Genomic DNA, 15,620 nt, shown 5'->3' with positions numbered 1-15,620 from the left:
ATGGCCGGTTGGCGATATGCGATCTGCGGGCTGCTGCTGGGCATGGCCGGCATGGCGACGGCCGTTGCCGCAGCGGCGGCGGATGCGGCCGTCCAGGATGCGGAGCCGGCGCGGCTGGCGCTGGTCGGCAGTGGCTTCTTCGCGCAGGGCAAGCTGGCGCTGTACCGCCAGCTTGCCGCCGATGAAGGCGTGGCGCTGGACTACGTGGCCGCACCGCTGGGGCCGGACGCGCTGGCCACGCTGGCGGGCGCCGACCTGGTGCTGGCCGAGCTGCCACCGGTGCAGATGTACCGCGACGAAAAGCTGCCCGGGCAGCTGGCCATGCTGCCACGGAGCCTGCTGGTCGAACGCGATGGCGAGCGCGGCCGCGGCATGGATGAAGGGCAGGCCGCGCTGCTGGCGGCGTATGCGCGCAACGGCGGCGAGCGCAACCTGCGCGGGCTGATGCGCTACCTGCACCGATGGAAGGCGCAGCGCCGCCCGCCGGCCGATCCGCAGCCGCCGCTGGTGATGCCGGGGACCGGCATCTACCACCCCGACTACCGCGACCTGGCCTTCGCCACGCTCGATGAGTACCTGCGCTGGCTGGGGGCCCGGGTACGCCCGGGCCAGCCGGTGGTCGGCATCGCCATGTTCGCCTCGGCGATCGGCTCCGATTCCACCGCCCACATCGATGCGCTGGTGCGCGAGGTCGAGGCGCGCGGCGGCATCGCCCTGCCGTTCTTCCGCGACACCGATGCCGGGGTGCCGGTGGGCGCGCTGCTGTCGCGCGACGGGAAACCCTTCGTCGACGTGGTCGCGAACTTCGAGATCCTCTACCGCAGCGACATCGGCGCCGACTACGCGCGGCTGGGCGTGCCGGTACTGCAGGCGATCACCTACTGGGACGGAGCGGAGGCGGTGTGGCAGGCCGACCGCCAGGGCATATCGCCGGGCGCGACCTCGTTCTACCTGGCGTTGCCCGAGCAGGCCGGGTTCATCGACCCGCTGATCGTGGCCGCCGGCAGGTCGCGCACGCCGCCGCAGCCGATTCGCGCACAGATCAAGGCGCTTGCCGACAAGGCGTTCAACTATGCGGCGCTGCGGCGCACGCCCGCGGCCGACAAGCGCGTGGGCATCGTGTTCTACAACTACCCGCCGGGCGAAAAGAACCTCGGTGCCTCGGGCCTGAACCTGCCGCGCAGCCTGCATGCCACCCTCGTCGCGCTGCGCGAGGCCGGCTACGGCGCCGATCTGCCCACCGAGCCGGCCCTGCTGGAAACGCTGCAGCGACTGCTGGCGCCGGCGTACCGCGGCAGCGCGGAACTGGACGCGCTGCTGCGCGATGACCTGGCCGGCTGGCTGCCACTGCACGACTACCGGCGCTGGTTCGATGCACTGCCGGCGGCGGTGCGCGCGGACATCGTCGGCGCGTGGGGCGAGCCCGACGCCAGCCCGTGGCTGCGGCGGCGCGGCGGCGAAGCCGGCTTCGCCATCCCGCGCCTGCGCCTGCGCAACGTGACGCTGCTGCCGCAGCCCACGCGCGCATCGCCGGGTGCCGACAGCACGGACAGCGCCGGCTACCACGACATCAAGCGCCCGGTGGATCACTTCTACCTGGCCGCGTACCAGTACCTGCGCGAACAGGCCGGGCGCGACGCCATCGTCCACTTCGGTACCCACGGCACGCAGGAGTGGAGCTACGGCAAGGAGCGCGGGCTGTCGGTCTACGACAATCCCATGCTGCTGGTGGGCGACGTACCGGTGGTCTATCCCTATATCGTCGATGACGTGGGCGAGGCGCTGCAGGCCAGGCGCCGTGGCCGCGCGGTGATCGTCAGCCACCAGACCCCGGCGTTCGGCAGCGCCGGCCTGCACGGCGAGCCGCTGCGCCTGCACCAGCTGATCGAGGAGTACCAGCAACTCGACCAGGGCGCGGTGCGCGACACCGCCGCGCGCCAGTTGCGTGAGCTGGCCGCCAGCAGCGGCATCGCCGCCGACCTGCAATGGGATGCGGCGCGGATCGCGGCCGACCTCGATGGCTTCCTCGTCGAACTGCACGCCTACCTCGACGCGCTCGGTGGACAGCCGCAGCCACAGGGCCTGCACGTATTCGGTACCCGCGCCGACCCCGCGCGCCGTGGCGACACGCTGCGGCTGATGCTGGGCAGGCGCATCGACCAGGCGCTGGGGCTGGGCAACGATCCGCACGCCGCATCGGCCGACTACCGTGCACGCGGCGACGAACCTGGCCGACGCTGGCTGCAACGTCACCTGTACGACGGGCAGCCATTGCCGGACGACGCACCGCCGGCGCAGCACGAACTGCTGGACGCCGCGCGCCGTGCCGATGCCACGCTGGATGCCGGCAGCGAACTGACCGGGCTGCTCGATGCACTGGCCGGGCGCTATTCCACGCCGGGGCTGGGGGGCGACCCGCTGCGCACGCCCGAGAGCCTGCCGACCGGCCGCAACCTGTACGGGTTCGATCCGATGCGGGTGCCGTCGCGCGCGGCCTGGGACGCCGGCCAGGTGGCGTTGCGGCAGCTGATCGACAGCTACCGCGACACCCACGCCGGGCAGTACCCGGACAAGCTCGCGTTCTCGTTGTGGGGGGTGGAGACCATGCGCCACAACGGCATCCTCGAAGCCCAGATATTCGCCGCGCTGGGCGTGCGCCCGGTGTGGGACGAGGGCGGGCGCATCGGGAAGGTGGAACTGATCCCCGCCGCCGGGCTGGGCCGGCCGCGGATCGACGTGGTGCTGTCGGCTACCGGCCTGTACCGCGACCAGTTCGCCACGCTGATGCAGCGGATGAACGAAGCCGTCGCGCTGGCCGCCGCCGCCGAGAACGGCGACAACCCCATCGCCCGCCACACCGCCGGCGTGCGCGCGCGGCTGCTGGCGCAGGGACTGGCCGAGGACCTGGCCGACCGCTATGCGCGCACCCGCATCTATTCCAGCGCGCAGGGCAGTTACGGCAGCGGCCTGGGCGGCACGGTGCTGAAGACCGGCCAATGGGATGCCGACACCGAGCTGGCGCAGCGCTATCTGGCGCAGATGCAGTACGGCTACGGACCCGATCCGGCGCACTGGGGCGAGGTTCCCGCCGGCGTGAACGCCTACGCCGAGCACCTGCGCGGCACCCGCGCCGCGGTGCTGTCGCGCTCGTCCAACCTGTACGGAATGCTGACCACCGACGACCCGTTTTCCTATCTGGGTGGGTTGTCGCTGGCGGTGCGCCACCTCGATGGCGCGGCGCCTTCGCTGTACATCTCCAACCTGCGCGACCCGGCCGGCAGCCGCGTGGACGACGCCGCGCGTTTCCTCGCCGCCGAACTGCAGACCCGCCAGTTCCACCCCGGCTGGATCACCCAGATGCAGCAGGAAGGCTATGCGGGCACGCTGGAGATCGTCGCCTCGATGGACAATTTCTGGGGCTGGCAGGCGGTCGATCCGGGCATGGTCCGCGACGACCAGTGGCAGAGCTTCCACGATGTCTACGTCGCCGACCGCCTGCAGCTGGGCATGCGCGATTGGTTCGAGCGCGCCAATCCGCATGCGCTGGCGCAGATCGTCGAACGCATGCTCGAGGCGCAGCGCAAGGGCTACTGGAACGCAGACGAAGCGACCCTGCGCAGCCTGGTGGACACCTGGACCGAACTGGATGCGCGCCACGATGTGCTGCCGGGCAGCGACAAGCTGCGCCCGCACGTCGCGCGGCTGGCCGCGGCGTTCGGCCTGCAGCCGCGCGGCGCAGCGCCGCCGGACGCGCCGGTGCCGGCATCGCCCGCTGCCCCCGCATCGCCACCGGCAACAGCGCCCGCCAACGCCCCGCCACCGCCGGTTCCCGCTCCGGCCAAGGTCAGCGGCATGCAGCTGCAGCGCGTGCCGCCGCCGGCGCCGCCGGTACCCGGCGCATGGTGGCTGGCGCTATGGCCGGCATTGCTGGCGTTCGCCGGCGGCGGCTGGCGACAGGCGCGCATGACCTCCTGATTTCCCTTTCCTCCTCGAACGAAGAACCGACATGAACCTGATCGAATCCCTGTTGCACCAGCTTTCCGGCTGGTTCCTCGCGCCGGTGCTGCTGCTGATCCTGGCGCTGTTCCTGTACGCCTGCTACGCGCTGGGCATGTTCGCGGTGGAAGCCGTGCAGCGCCGCGGCGACCGCATGCATGCGATGGAGCGGCACTGGCGCCGCAACGGCGGCGGGCTGGAAGACATGGAACTGTGGACGCTCAAGCGCCTGGAGCCGCTGCGTATCGGCAGCCGCACCGCGCCGATGCTGGGGCTGGTGGCGACCATGATCCCGATGGGACCGGCGCTGGCCGGGCTGTCGGACGGGCGCATGGATGAGGTCGCGCGCCACGTCGGGGTCGCCTTCGCCGCGGTCATCGTCTCGCTGCTGGCGGCCTCGGCGATCTACACCGTGCTGGTGGTGCGGCGGCGCTGGCTGCTGCAGGACCTGCGCCGGATCGAGCTGGCCATCGCCGGCGCGGAGGGCTGAACCATGCGCCGTCGCTATCTCGACGAGGACGACCAGGACGACCCGGTGCTGTCGGTCGTGAACCTGATCGACGTGTTCCTGGTGATCGTGGCGATCCTGCTGATCGCGCTGATCCGCAACCCGCTCAATCCCTTCAGCCACGACAAGGTGGTGATGGTCGCCAACCCCGGACAGGCCGACATGGAGATCGTGGTCAAGGACGGGCGCACGCTGGACCGCTACAAGGCCAGCGGCAGCATCGGCGAAGGCGAGGGCACCCGCGCCGGCACCGCCTACCGGCTCAAGGACGGCAGCATGATCTACGTGCCCGAAGGCGGTGACCGGAGCGAAGGCGCCGCATCCGCGGGACAGGGACAGCGCTGACCGCGCGGCTTGACCGGCGTCATGGTGGTCGCGGGGGGCGGCGCGGAGGATGGCGCCATTCCCCCAAGGAGCATCCGCCATGACGATCCGCCTCCTCCATGCCCTGCCGCTGTTGCTGGTCGCCGCCCCGGTGCTGGCCGCCGATGCCGGTGGCGCGCCACTGCTGGACCTGCGCTACCGCTACGAGCACGTCGCGCAGGACGGCTTTGCCCGCGATGCCGACGCCAACAGCGCGCGCCTGCGGCTGGGCTATCGCACCGCGCGCTGGCATGGCTGGTCGGCGCTGGCCGAGGCGGACGGCGTCGCGCACCTGGGCGGGGAGCGGTTCAACGACACCCGCAACGGCCGCACCGGCTACCCGACGGTGGCCGACCCGGACTACGCCGAACTGAACCAGGCGCTGCTGCGTTACGACGGCGCCCACGCCAACGTGCAGTTCGGCCGCCAGCGCATCAACCTGGGCAACCAGCGTTTCGTCGGCGGCGTGGGCTGGCGCCAGAACGAGCAGACCTATGACGGCGCGATGATGGAACTGGCGCCGGACGCGCGCTGGAAGCTGACCTACGCCTACGTTGCCAACATCAACACGGTGTTCGGCCCCGATGAACCCAAGGCCCCCAGCCTCACCGCGCCGGCCAACATCCACGGCGACAGCCACCTGCTGCAGGCGCGGTTCGCGCCCGGCCCGGCGCTGGCGCTCACCGGCTACCACTACCGCCTGGACCTGGAGAACGTGGCGGTGGCCGCGGGCGCGCCGCGCGGCACGCTGTCGGGCAACACCACCGGCCTGCGCCTGCAGGGCAGCCACGGCGCCTTCGGCTACGTGCTGGAACATGCGCGGCAGGTCGATGGCCGCGGCAACCCGTGGTCGCTGGACAGCCGCTACTGGCTGGGCGAGGCCAGCCATGCCGCAGGCGAAGTGAAAAGCACGCTCGGCTACGAAGTGCTCGGCGCCGGCGAGAGCGGGCCCGGCAACCGTGCGTTCCAGACGCCACTGGCGACCAAGCACGCGTTCCAGGGGTGGGCCGACCAGTTCCTGACCACGCCCGCCGATGGTCTGCGCGATGCGTATGCGGGCGTGGTGGTGCCGCTGGCCGGCGGCAAGGCGCAGGCGTGGTACCACGACTTCCGCAGCGATCGCGGCAGCTACCGCTACGGGCGCGAGTTCAACCTGTCGTGGGAGCGCGCCGTTCCGCAGCTCAAGGGCCTTAGCGTGCTGCTCAAGGCCGCGCGCTACCGCAGCAGCGACGACCTGCGTACCCGCGATGCCGACAAACTCTGGGTGCAGCTGCAGTACACCCGGTCCTAGCCGCGTCGTGGCGGCAGCGCGGCTTCAGCGTACCGGTGCCGCGCAGCTGCCTTCCTTGCCGCGCAGCTTGTCCAGCCGCGAGCGGCTGTCCAGGCAGCGCTGGTAGGCCTCGGTCGCGGCGGCGCTGGCCCGCGCATCGGCGTTGCGCGCGCTGGCCGCATGCGCCTGCTGCAGGCGGGCGATGCCGGCGCGGATCTGCGGCATCGCCGCCATCGCCGCCTTCTCGCCCTCGAGGATGGCGCGGCCGCGCTGCTCGAAATCGGCCGCGCCGATGTCCAGCACCTGCGGCCGGATCACCACGTCGGCGCGCGCCAGCTCCCGCTCGCCCAGGCGCTGGCCCATGATGGAGATGGACTGGTTCAGCGTGCCCAGCAGGCCGCTCGGGCGCTGGCCGCTGGCCTTGCTGGAAATGTCCACGGCGATGACGAACTCGGCGCCGAGCTGGCGCGCGGCATCCACCGGCACCGGGCTGACCACGCCGCCGTCGACGAAGGTCTTGCCGCCGATGGTGACCGGCTCGAATACCCCCGGCACCGAGCTGGACGCCCGCACCGCCTGGCCGACGTTGCCGCGCACGAACACCGCGCGCTCGCCGGTCTCCAGCTGGGTGGCCACCGCCGCGAACGGCTTCTTCAACTGCTCGGCAGGCTTGTTGCCGACCTGCGCGTTGACGTAGTCCTGCAGCTTCTGGCCCTGGATCAGGCCGCCGGAGAACAGGCGCACGTCGCGGATGCTGGCCTGGTCCAGCGAGACCGCCTTCTGCTGCATGTCGAAGGCGTTCATGCCGCTGGCGTACAGGGCGCCGACCACGCTGCCGGCACTGGTACCCGATACCACCACCGGCTCGAACCCGTTGGCCTCCAGCATCTTGATCACGCCGATGTGGGCGAAGCCCTTGGCCGCGCCGCCGCCCAGGGCCACGCCGATCTTCACCGGCTTGGCCGCGGTGACCGGCCGGCTTGCGGCCGGCGCCGCGGGCTTCACGTTCTCGCCACCGCATGCGGCCAGCAGGCCGGACAGGGACAGGGACAGCAGCAGGCGGGCGGTGCGCGGCTTCATGATGAACGGGCAGGGGTGTTGAAAAGGGCGCCAGCATAGCGCTTTGCGCCGGGCACGGGCCGCGCCGGCCGCGCGGCCGTTTAGGCGCCACTTCGTTGCCGCCGCGTGGTGGCGGTCAGGCGTCGCCGGTCAGCAGCACCAGGCTGGCCAGCGACATCAGCCAGAACAGGCCGCCCGGCACCAGCCAGAGCCAGTTGGCCACCGTCAGCCGCGCATTCGCCGCGCCCGTGGCGTCGCCGCTGGCCAGGTTGGCCGCGCGCTGCGCGTGGACCATCGCCAGGGTGCCGCCGGCCAGGCTCAGTACGATCAGCCCGAAACCCGGCCCGAATGGCAGCACCGAATCGGGGAGGCGGCTGATGATGCGGCCGGTGATCGCCGAGACCACGAACAACGTGGCCCAGGCGCCGGGTGACCAGGCATGGCGGCTGCCGGAGCGTTGCAGCCGCTGGTCGATTTCGCGGTTCAGCCCGTGGGCGAAGAAGATCGAGAAGAGGGCGCGCGGGACCGGCCAGATGTCGAGCTTCCTGTCGAGCTTGTGCAGTTTCCAGTGACGCCAGAACCAGTACAGCGAATACAGCCCCATGGTGGCGAACGAGAGCAGTACCAGCTTGGTGACGGACACCACGTAGAACGGCGGCAGGCGCGGCCGTTCCGTGGGAGCGGCGACCAGCGCCGCCCGTGGTGCCGCGTAGACATCGTCCTGCGCGTCCATGCCACCCATCCATCCCTGCAGGTGATTGCGGCGAGTATGCGAGGGCCCGCGCACGCCGACAAGCGGCGCCGGCCCGCGCGCCGGGCGGTCCTGCAGCGCCGGCCGCGTGCCCGGGCGCTGCGCGCCGCGGTGGCTCAGAAGCGGTTGTCGCCGTCCAGGATGCGTCCCAGCCCGCCCAGCACCGAGCCTTCGCCGCGGCTCTGGCCGCCGCCCTGCGGCGCGGCCGCGTACATGCGTCCGGCCAGGCGCGAGAACGGCAGCGACTGCAGCCACACCTTGCCCGGTCCGGTGAGGGTGGCCAGGAACACGCCCTCGCCACCGAAGAACATGCTCTTGAGCCCGGCCACGCGGCGCACGTCCATGTCCACGCCGGCGTGGTAGGCGACCACGCAGCCGGTATCCACGTCGATGCGCTCGCCGGCCGCCAGTTCGCGTTCGACCACGCAGCCGCCGGCATGCACGAATACCCAGCCGTCGCCTTCCAGCTTCTGCATGATGAATCCCTCGCCGCCGAACAGGCCGGTCATCACCTTGCGCTGGAGATGCACCCCGACCTGCACCCCGCGCGCACCGGCCAGGAAACTGTCCTTCTGGCAGATCAGCTTGCCGCCATGCTCGTCGAGCTTCATCGGCAGCACGGTGCCGGGGTAGGGCGCGGCGAAGGCGACCTTGGCCTTGCCCTGGCCGCCGTGCGTATAGAGCGTGGCGAACAGGCTTTCGCCGGTGATCACGCGCTTGCCGGCCGACAGCAGCTTGTCCATGAAGCCGGCGCCCTCGCTCTCGTGGCGGCCGTCGCCGAACACGGTGTCCATCCGCACCGCGGCGTCCTTGTACATCAGCGCGCCGGCCTCGGCGATGGCGCTCTCGCCCGGATCCAGCTCGATCTCCACGAACTGCATCTCGTGGCCGACGATGCGGAAGTCGATGTCATCGGCGCGGTTGCGGCGTCCTCCCACCGGCGGCGGCATCGGTGGCGGCGACGCCTGGCCGCCGAGCTCGGGCAGCGAGCCGGCCGGCTGCCAGCCCTGCAGGCCCTCGCGCCAGGCCAGCGCATCGCGGTGCAGCTGGGCGTGGCGGCGGGCGGCCTCGTCGTCGAGCGGGCCGATACGGTCGGAGTGTCCGGGGGTGTGGAAGTACCACTGGCTCATGGGCGCGCCTGGCTGGGGAAGAGCGCCCAGTCTATGACGCGGCGCCGCTGCCGGGCATGGTCCGGCGCGGCGTCCGCGCAGGTGGCGCTCAGGGTGTGTCGCGTCGCCGGGGTGCGGGTGGCCGCTCAGCGCGCGTCGGGCAGGCCGGTCGCCAGCGCCTCGGCTTCGGCGGTGCAATCGCGCGGTATCGGCAGCGCCTGCGCACGCGCGGCGGCGATCTCCTGCCGGGCCGCGGCCAGGTCGGCGACGAACCCGGTGTTGTCGTGCAGGCGCGCGACCGTGGCCGCACCCAGCGCCTGGCCCTGCTGCACGTCGCTGTACCAGTGCACGTTGCATACCAGCCGGCTGTGGCCATAGTTGCGCCCGCGCTCGAGCAGCGCGGTGGCGCGCTCCGGGGCGATCTCCGACAGGATCAGCGCCCATGCCCAGCCGATGGCGGTGTGGCCCGACGGGTAGGAGCCGCTGCCGCGCAGGTGCGGCTCGTCGTCCGGGGTGCAGGTCGGCTCGCCGTTGACCATGAACGGGCGTGGCCGCCGGTAGTGGTTCTTGGCCGCGCGGGTGGCCGCGCTGGCGTCGATCAGGCTGCGCTGCAGCAGGCGGTACAGGGCCGGGGTGTGTCCGCTGTCCACCGCAATCCCCAGCGCACAGCTGAACTGCCCGGCGCCGGCGGGAAAGCGCAGGCCGGCGTCGGCGCTTGCCTGCGCGAAGCGCGCGCTGCCGCGCAGTGCGGTGGCCTGGCGGGCGATGGCCTCGTCCAGCGCCGCCCAGGCCGAGCCCGGCGCCGGTGGTGGCGGGCTCAATGCCTGGCTGTCCGGGATCGCCGCGCCCTGCAGGTAGCCGGTCGGCGCCGGCTCGGCGGATGCGTCGTGGCCGCGGGCAACGGGGGCGGGCGTGCTGGCGCATGCCGCAAGCGCGGCGGCCAGGACGGAGGCCGCGCCCAGGCGCAGCGGAAACGGGGAACGGGACATCGTGCAGGCATGGATCGGCGGAACGGGCCGGCATCATCGCACCGATGCCCCGGCCCACCTAGATGGCGCGGGCCCACGCGCTGAGCCGGCCGTCCTCCTCCCGCACCTCGATCGGGCCGCCGAACACTTCGGACAGCGGGCCGGCGCGCAGCAGCTCGCCCCGCCTGCCGTCGGCGAAGATGCGCCCGCCCTTCATCAGCACCACGCGCTGGATCTCCGGGATCACTTCCTCGATGTGGTGGGTGACCAGCACCAGGGTGATGCCCTGCCCGGCGAGGTGGCGCATGGTGTCGATCAGGTGCTGGCGCGATACCAGGTCCAGGCCGGTGGACGGCTCGTCGAGCAGCAGTGCGCGCGGCTGGTTCACCAGCGCGCGGGCGATCAGCACGCGGCGGGTCTCGCCTGCGGACAGTTCGGCGTAGCTGCGGCCGAGCAGCGGCAGGGCGCGTGCCAATCCCAGCGCGTGGCGCGCGCGGGCGCGCATGTCGTCGCTGACGTCGCGGTGCGCCGGCACCACGTAACTGGCGAAAAAGCCGGAGATCACCGCCTCTTCCACGCCCAGCCCCGGCATTTCGGCCAGGTTGCCGGACAGGTCGCCGCTGACGATGCCCAGCTGCGAGCGCAGCCGGTCCACCTGCCAGCGGGTCTGGCCCAGCACCTTGACCGGCACATGGCCATCGGCGCGCGCCAGCGGGTACAGCTCGCGGGTGATCAGCTTGATGAAGGAGGACTTGCCGCAGCCGTTGGGGCCGAGGATGGCGGTGTGCTGGCCCTGCTCGATGCGCAGGTCCAGTTCGTGCAGGACCCGGACCTGGCCGCGGATGACGCAGGCGTGGTCCAGTTCGATCAGGGGGGCCGCGGCGGCGGCAGGGGCGGTGGACATCGTTCAGGCGGGAGCGGGGCAAGGGGCGCGCAGCTGAAGGATTGGACCAAAGTCGGGCGCCGGGTGGATGAAGTTTGCCGCTGCAGGCCCCATCATGTGTATCCACAGTTTCATATGCCACCGAACGGCCTGGAGTTCCGCGATGTCCGACACCCTCCTCGACTTCCTCACCGGCGGCGTCGCCGGCCTGGGCTGGTGGGGCATGCTGGCGGTGCTGCTGGTGTTCACCCAGCTCACCATCTTCGCGGTCACCCTGTACCTGCACCGCAGCCAGGCCCACCGCGGCGTGGATTTCCACCCGCTGATCGCGCATTTCTTCCGCTTCTGGACCTGGCTGACCACCTCGATGATCACCCGCGAGTGGGTGGCGATCCATCGCAAGCACCACGCCAAGGTGGAAACCGACGAGGACCCGCACAGCCCGGTGACCAAGGGCATCGGCCGCGTGTTCTGGCGCGGCGTCGAGCTGTACCGCGAAGCCCGCGCCCAGCGCGCGGACATCGAGCAGTACGGCCGCGGCGCGCCCGAGGACTGGATCGAACGCCACCTCTACACCCCGCACGCCAACCTCGGCCCGGTGGTGCTGTTCGCGCTGGACTTCGCGCTGTTCGGCCTGCCCGGCATCGCCCTGTGGGCGATCCAGATGGCGTGGATCCCGTTCTGGGCCGCCGGCGTGGTCAACGGCCTGGGGCACTGGTGGGGTTACCGCAACTTCGAATCGGCCGATACCTCGACCAACCTGACCCCGTGGGCGTTCTGGATCGGCGGCGAGGAGCTGCACAACAACCACCACGCCTTCCCCAGCTCGGCGCGTTTCTCGATGCGCAGGTGGGAGTTCGACATCGGCTGGCAGGCGATCCGCCTGCTGCAGGCGCTGGGCCTGGCCAAGGTGCTGCGCGTGGCGCCGACCATGGACATCCGCCCGAACATCGCCGTGCCCGACACCGACACGCTCAAGGCGCTGCTCTCGCACCGTTTCCAGGCAATGACCGACTACCAGCGCAACGTGTTCGCCCCGGCCCTGCGCGAAGAGGCCGCCATCGCCGGCGCCAAGCTGCGCAAGATGCTGCCGCGGCGCATGCGCAAGGGCCTGGTCAACGACGGCCGCTGGCTCAAGCCGGCCTGCCGCGAACAGCTGCAGCAGTGGGTGAGCCAGCGCCCGCGCATCCAGCTGCTGGTGGAACACCGCGCGCGGCTTTCGGCGCTGCTCGAGGCGCGTACCCACGACGCCGCCGAGCGCCTGCGCCACCTGCAGCAGTGGTGCCACGAGGCAGAGGCCAGCGGCGTGGCCGCCCTGCAGGCGTACGCGGCGCGACTGAAGGGTTACTCGCTCAGCGCGGCATGAGCGCCCGCGCCGCCGCGCCGGTCCCGGGACGCCGCTTCGCGCGGCGCCTGCCGGTGCTGCTGGCGGCGCTGCTGCCATGGGCCGCGCCGGCACAGGTGCACGATGCCGGCGACTACCTGCGGCGCATGGACCTGGACGGCGACGGCCGGGTCGCGCCGGACGAATACCAGCGGTGGATGCTCTACGCCTTCGAGCGCATGGACCGCGACGGCAACGGTGTGCTGGAGCCGGCGGAACAACCCGGCGGCCGCGGCCGGCCGATCACCCGCGAACAGCACGGGCAGGTGATCCTCGAACGCTTCCGCAAGCAGGATGCCAACGGCGACGGTTACCTGGACGCGCGCGAGCTGATGGCGCCACCGCGTTGATGCGCTGCCGGCGTACGACCGCAATGGCGCCCCGAACCATCCGGGACATCGGCGATGACGCACTTGTCCGTACCATTGCCGGCCACCACGTCGTTGCGATTGCCGGGGGCCGCGCTGTCGCTGGCGCCGGGCAACCAGCCCATGTGGCGCTTTTCCAGTTGCGCGTGGGCCGCTTCGGCTGCATGCGCGCGCGGCCAGGCCAGCCCGGACCCGCGTTCCGGGGGGCGCGAATAACAGGATCGAGCGATGCCGGAACTGCCCGAAGTAGAAACCACCCGCCGCGGCCTGGAGCCGCACCTGCAGGGGCGGCGCATCCACGGCGTGATCCTGCGCCGGCCGGACCTGCGCTGGCCGATTCCGCCGGACATCGAGCGGGCGCTGCCCGGCCAGCGCATCGCCGCGATCCGCCGCCGCGCCAAGTACCTGCTGCTCGATACCGATGCCGGCAGCGCGCTGCTGCACCTGGGCATGTCCGGCAGCCTGCGCGTGCTGCCCGGCGACACCCCGGTGCGTGCCCACGACCACGTCGACATCAGCCTCGAGGACGGGCGCCTGCTGCGCTTCAACGACCCGCGCCGGTTCGGTTGCCTGCTGTGGCAGCCGCCGGGCGAAACCCATGAACTGCTGCGCGGGCTCGGCCCCGAGCCGCTGGACGCGGCGTTCGACGGCGACTACCTGTTCGCGCGCAGCCGCGGCCGCAGCGCACCGGTCAAGAGCTTCCTGATGGACCAGCGCATCGTCGTCGGCGTCGGCAACATCTACGCCGCCGAAAGCCTGTTCATGGCCGGGATCAACCCGCTGCGCGAGGCCGGCAAGGTGTCGCGCGAGCGCTACCAGCGCCTGGCCACGGCGGTGAAGGACATCCTCGGCTACGCCATCACCCGCGGCGGCACCACCCTGCGCGATTTCATCAGTCCCGACGGCGCCCCCGGCTACTTCGAGCAGGAGCTGTCGGTGTACGGCCGCGAGGGCCAGGCCTGCGTGCGCTGCGGGCGCCCGCTGCGCCATGCCAGCATCGGCCAGCGCGCCAGCGTGTGGTGCGGCCACTGCCAGCGCTGAGCGGCCGCGGCGGGCCGGCGCGCGGCCGGGCCGGCCTTCACCCGCGGCTTACCTTCGTTCACCCGCCGCTGCCTATCATCCGCCCACCCCTTACCGGACGACCGCATGGATCGACGCGACTTCCTCCAGCGCGCCTCGCTGGCCCTGGCCGCCTTCGGACTGCCGGCGCTGCCGGCCTGTGCCGCCGCCGAACGGCAGTTGGGCCTGCGTCGCATCGGCCAGCCGCAGCCGTTCGACTTCGCCGCGCTCAAGGGCCAGGCGCGCGCGCTGTCGCAGGCGCCGTACCGCAGCCACAAGCGCACCCTGCCGCCGGAAGTGGAGGCGCTGGACTGGGACCAGTACCAGTCCATCCGCTACCGTCAGGACCACGCGCTGTGGGCCGACCAGCCCGGCAGGTTCCAAGCCAGGTTTTTCCACCTGGGCCTGTATTTCCATTCGCCGGTGCGCATGTTCGACGTGGTCGACGGCAAGGCGCAGGAGCTGGCCTATGACGGCGCCGCGTTCGATTACGGCAACAGCGGCATCCACGGCGGGCGGCTGCCGGCGGACCTGGGCTTCGCCGGCTTCCGCCTCAACACCCGCAGCGATACCGAACGCGACTTCGCCGCGTTCCTTGGCGCCAGCTACTTCCGCGCGGTGGGCAAGGAAGGCCAGTACGGCCAGTCCGCGCGCGGGTTGGCGATCGACACCGGCACCGGCAGGCCCGAGGAGTTCCCGGACTTCATCGCCTACTACCTGGAGCAGCCGGCGCGCGACTCGGACACCGTGGTCGTCCATGGGCTGCTGGATTCGCCGAGCGTGACCGGTGCCTATCGCTTCGCCATCACCAACGGCGACGTGCTGCTGATGGATATCGACAGCGCGCTGTACCCGCGCCGGGAGATCGAGCGGCTGGGCATCGCCCCGTGCACCAGCATGTACCAGGTGGGCGAGAACGACCGCCGCATGGCCTGGGACTGGCGCCCGGAGATCCACGACACCGACGGCCTGTCGATGTGGAGCGGTGCCGGCGAGTGGATCTGGCGCCCGCTGTGCAACCCGGCGCAGTTGCGCTTCAACATGTTCGTGGACGACAACCCGCGTGGCTTCGGCCTGCTGCAGCGCGACCGCGACTTCGACCATTACCAGGACGACGGCGTGTTCTACGAGAAGCGCCCGTGCCTGTGGGTCGAGCCGAAAGGCCAATGGGGCGAGGGCTCGGTGCAGCTGGTGGAGATTCCCACCGTCGACGAGACCTTCGACAACATCGTCGCGTTCTGGAACCCGAAGCAGAAGCCGCAGCCGGGGCAGGAACTGCTGGTCGGCTACCGGCTTTACTGGGGCGCGCAACCCCCGGCACGGCCGCCGCTGGCGCACTGCGTGGCCAGCCGCACCGGGCTGGGCGGGGTGATCGGCAAGAAGCGCGAGTACTTCTCCTGGCGCTTCGCGGTGGACTTCGAAGGCGGCGAACTGGCCGGCCTGATCGACAAGGCCGAGGTCGAGGCGGTGGTGGAAGCCAGCAGCGGGCGGGTGGAGGTGGTTTCGGCGCGCCCGCTGCGCGAGATCAACGGCTACCGCGCCATGTTCGACCTGGTGCCGCCCGACGGCGGCACCGGGCAGATCGACATCCGCCTGTACCTGCGCAGCGGCGGCAAGGCGCTCACCGAGACCTGGCTGTACCAGTACAGCCCGCCGCCGGCGGACCAGCGCACGCTGTACTGACGCGCCGCGTCCCGGCGTGTCCGGCAGCGCGCGGCCGGGGGCTGCGGCGCAACGGCCGGGCCGCCGGCCGGCGTCGTGCACGCGCGCTGACCGGTGCATCGCCAGGCATCCGTTGACAGCATCGCCGGATCGCGCCTAAAACGGCCGACGGTCCGTCATTGCCCGCGCGCGCGTGGCGTGGCGGGACCGCGCACGGGGCATCCCGTGGGTCCGCAGGGG

The 15,620-nt window shown here is 71.7% G+C and carries 13 protein-coding genes; 8 read left to right on the top strand and 5 right to left on the bottom strand.

What is annotated here, in order from left to right; translation table 11 throughout:
• The 4 genes from cobN to QQA12_RS16215 all read left to right on the top strand — a co-directional run bounded on the left by cobN (window position 1) and on the right by QQA12_RS16215 (window position 6,158).
• Entirely contained in the window at window positions 1–3,975 is a 3,975-nt protein-coding gene (gene cobN, locus QQA12_RS16230; RefSeq protein ID WP_226049866.1) for a cobaltochelatase subunit CobN, read from the top strand.
• A 31-nt stretch (window positions 3,976–4,006) separates the two neighbouring features.
• The gene (locus QQA12_RS16225) at window positions 4,007–4,486 is read left to right on the top strand and encodes a MotA/TolQ/ExbB proton channel family protein (protein ID WP_056932205.1); all 480 of its coding nucleotides are present in this window, start codon (window positions 4,007–4,009) and stop codon (window positions 4,484–4,486) included.
• A gap of 3 nt (window positions 4,487–4,489) precedes the next feature.
• A complete protein-coding gene (locus QQA12_RS16220) occupies window positions 4,490–4,849 on the top strand; it encodes a DUF2149 domain-containing protein (protein WP_054668475.1) in 360 nt (119 codons plus the stop codon).
• 79 nt (window positions 4,850–4,928) lie between these two features.
• The gene (locus QQA12_RS16215; RefSeq protein ID WP_226049865.1) at window positions 4,929–6,158 is read left to right on the top strand and encodes an alginate export family protein; all 1,230 of its coding nucleotides are present in this window, start codon (window positions 4,929–4,931) and stop codon (window positions 6,156–6,158) included.
• A 24-nt stretch (window positions 6,159–6,182) separates the two neighbouring features.
• On the opposite strand, the gene QQA12_RS16210 is transcribed toward QQA12_RS16215, so the two are convergent.
• The 5 genes from QQA12_RS16210 to QQA12_RS16190 all read right to left on the bottom strand — a co-directional run bounded on the left by QQA12_RS16210 (window position 6,183) and on the right by QQA12_RS16190 (window position 10,928).
• The gene (locus QQA12_RS16210) at window positions 6,183–7,220 is read right to left on the bottom strand and encodes a patatin-like phospholipase family protein (protein ID WP_226049971.1); all 1,038 of its coding nucleotides are present in this window, start codon (window positions 7,218–7,220) and stop codon (window positions 6,183–6,185) included.
• 112 nt (window positions 7,221–7,332) lie between these two features.
• Window positions 7,333–7,929: a hypothetical protein gene (locus QQA12_RS16205; protein ID WP_226049864.1), complete on the bottom strand. Its 597-nt coding sequence runs from the start codon at window positions 7,927–7,929 to the stop codon at window positions 7,333–7,335.
• A gap of 134 nt (window positions 7,930–8,063) precedes the next feature.
• The gene (locus QQA12_RS16200; protein WP_056932209.1) at window positions 8,064–9,077 is read right to left on the bottom strand and encodes a TIGR00266 family protein; all 1,014 of its coding nucleotides are present in this window, start codon (window positions 9,075–9,077) and stop codon (window positions 8,064–8,066) included.
• A gap of 125 nt (window positions 9,078–9,202) precedes the next feature.
• The gene (locus tag QQA12_RS16195; RefSeq protein WP_226049863.1) at window positions 9,203–10,045 is read right to left on the bottom strand and encodes a phosphatase PAP2 family protein; all 843 of its coding nucleotides are present in this window, start codon (window positions 10,043–10,045) and stop codon (window positions 9,203–9,205) included.
• Window positions 10,046–10,103: 58 nt separating this feature from the next.
• Window positions 10,104–10,928, bottom strand: coding sequence for an ATP-binding cassette domain-containing protein (locus QQA12_RS16190; RefSeq protein WP_056932213.1), 825 nt, complete (start codon window positions 10,926–10,928; stop codon window positions 10,104–10,106).
• 142 nt (window positions 10,929–11,070) lie between these two features.
• On the opposite strand from QQA12_RS16190, the gene QQA12_RS16185 reads away from it, so the two are divergent.
• The 4 genes from QQA12_RS16185 to QQA12_RS16170 all read left to right on the top strand — a co-directional run bounded on the left by QQA12_RS16185 (window position 11,071) and on the right by QQA12_RS16170 (window position 15,401).
• Window positions 11,071–12,273, top strand: coding sequence for a fatty acid desaturase (locus QQA12_RS16185; RefSeq protein ID WP_182335690.1), 1,203 nt, complete (start codon window positions 11,071–11,073; stop codon window positions 12,271–12,273).
• Window positions 12,270–12,641: a hypothetical protein gene (locus QQA12_RS16180; protein WP_226049862.1), complete on the top strand. Its 372-nt coding sequence runs from the start codon at window positions 12,270–12,272 to the stop codon at window positions 12,639–12,641. Before QQA12_RS16185 ends, QQA12_RS16180 begins: the two co-directional genes overlap by 4 nt.
• Before the next feature lie 246 nt (window positions 12,642–12,887).
• Window positions 12,888–13,700: a bifunctional DNA-formamidopyrimidine glycosylase/DNA-(apurinic or apyrimidinic site) lyase gene (gene mutM, locus QQA12_RS16175; RefSeq protein ID WP_054668464.1), complete on the top strand. Its 813-nt coding sequence runs from the start codon at window positions 12,888–12,890 to the stop codon at window positions 13,698–13,700.
• Window positions 13,701–13,805: 105 nt separating this feature from the next.
• Window positions 13,806–15,401 (top strand): glucan biosynthesis protein D, encoded by a 1,596-nt coding sequence (locus tag QQA12_RS16170; protein ID WP_054668463.1) that lies wholly within the window; start codon window positions 13,806–13,808, stop codon window positions 15,399–15,401.
• The last annotated feature ends 219 nt before the right edge of the window (window positions 15,402–15,620 follow it).

This window comes from Stenotrophomonas sp. 17(2023) (assembly GCF_030345315.1).
Taxonomy (GTDB): Bacteria; Pseudomonadota; Gammaproteobacteria; order Xanthomonadales; family Xanthomonadaceae; genus Stenotrophomonas; species Stenotrophomonas acidaminiphila.
The sequence above is the reverse complement of the archived record's forward strand: the minus strand, read 5'-3'. Positions and strand labels throughout refer to the sequence as shown.

Excerpts from the sequence above, each read along its gene's own strand:
- cobN (WP_226049866.1), top strand. The coding sequence starts at position 1 with ATGGCCGGTTGGCGATATGCGATCTGCGGGCTGCTGCTGGGCATGGCC.
- QQA12_RS16225 (WP_056932205.1), top strand. The coding sequence starts at position 4,007 with ATGAACCTGATCGAATCCCTGTTGCACCAGCTTTCCGGCTGGTTCCTC.
- QQA12_RS16220 (WP_054668475.1), top strand. The coding sequence starts at position 4,490 with ATGCGCCGTCGCTATCTCGACGAGGACGACCAGGACGACCCGGTGCTG.
- QQA12_RS16215 (WP_226049865.1), top strand. The coding sequence starts at position 4,929 with ATGACGATCCGCCTCCTCCATGCCCTGCCGCTGTTGCTGGTCGCCGCC.
- QQA12_RS16205 (WP_226049864.1), bottom strand. The coding sequence starts at position 7,929 with ATGGACGCGCAGGACGATGTCTACGCGGCACCACGGGCGGCGCTGGTC.
- QQA12_RS16200 (WP_056932209.1), bottom strand. The coding sequence starts at position 9,077 with ATGAGCCAGTGGTACTTCCACACCCCCGGACACTCCGACCGTATCGGC.
- QQA12_RS16195 (WP_226049863.1), bottom strand. The coding sequence starts at position 10,045 with ATGTCCCGTTCCCCGTTTCCGCTGCGCCTGGGCGCGGCCTCCGTCCTG.
- QQA12_RS16190 (WP_056932213.1), bottom strand. The coding sequence starts at position 10,928 with ATGTCCACCGCCCCTGCCGCCGCCGCGGCCCCCCTGATCGAACTGGAC.
- QQA12_RS16185 (WP_182335690.1), top strand. The coding sequence starts at position 11,071 with ATGTCCGACACCCTCCTCGACTTCCTCACCGGCGGCGTCGCCGGCCTG.
- QQA12_RS16180 (WP_226049862.1), top strand. The coding sequence starts at position 12,270 with ATGAGCGCCCGCGCCGCCGCGCCGGTCCCGGGACGCCGCTTCGCGCGG.
- mutM (WP_054668464.1), top strand. The coding sequence starts at position 12,888 with ATGCCGGAACTGCCCGAAGTAGAAACCACCCGCCGCGGCCTGGAGCCG.
- QQA12_RS16170 (WP_054668463.1), top strand. The coding sequence starts at position 13,806 with ATGGATCGACGCGACTTCCTCCAGCGCGCCTCGCTGGCCCTGGCCGCC.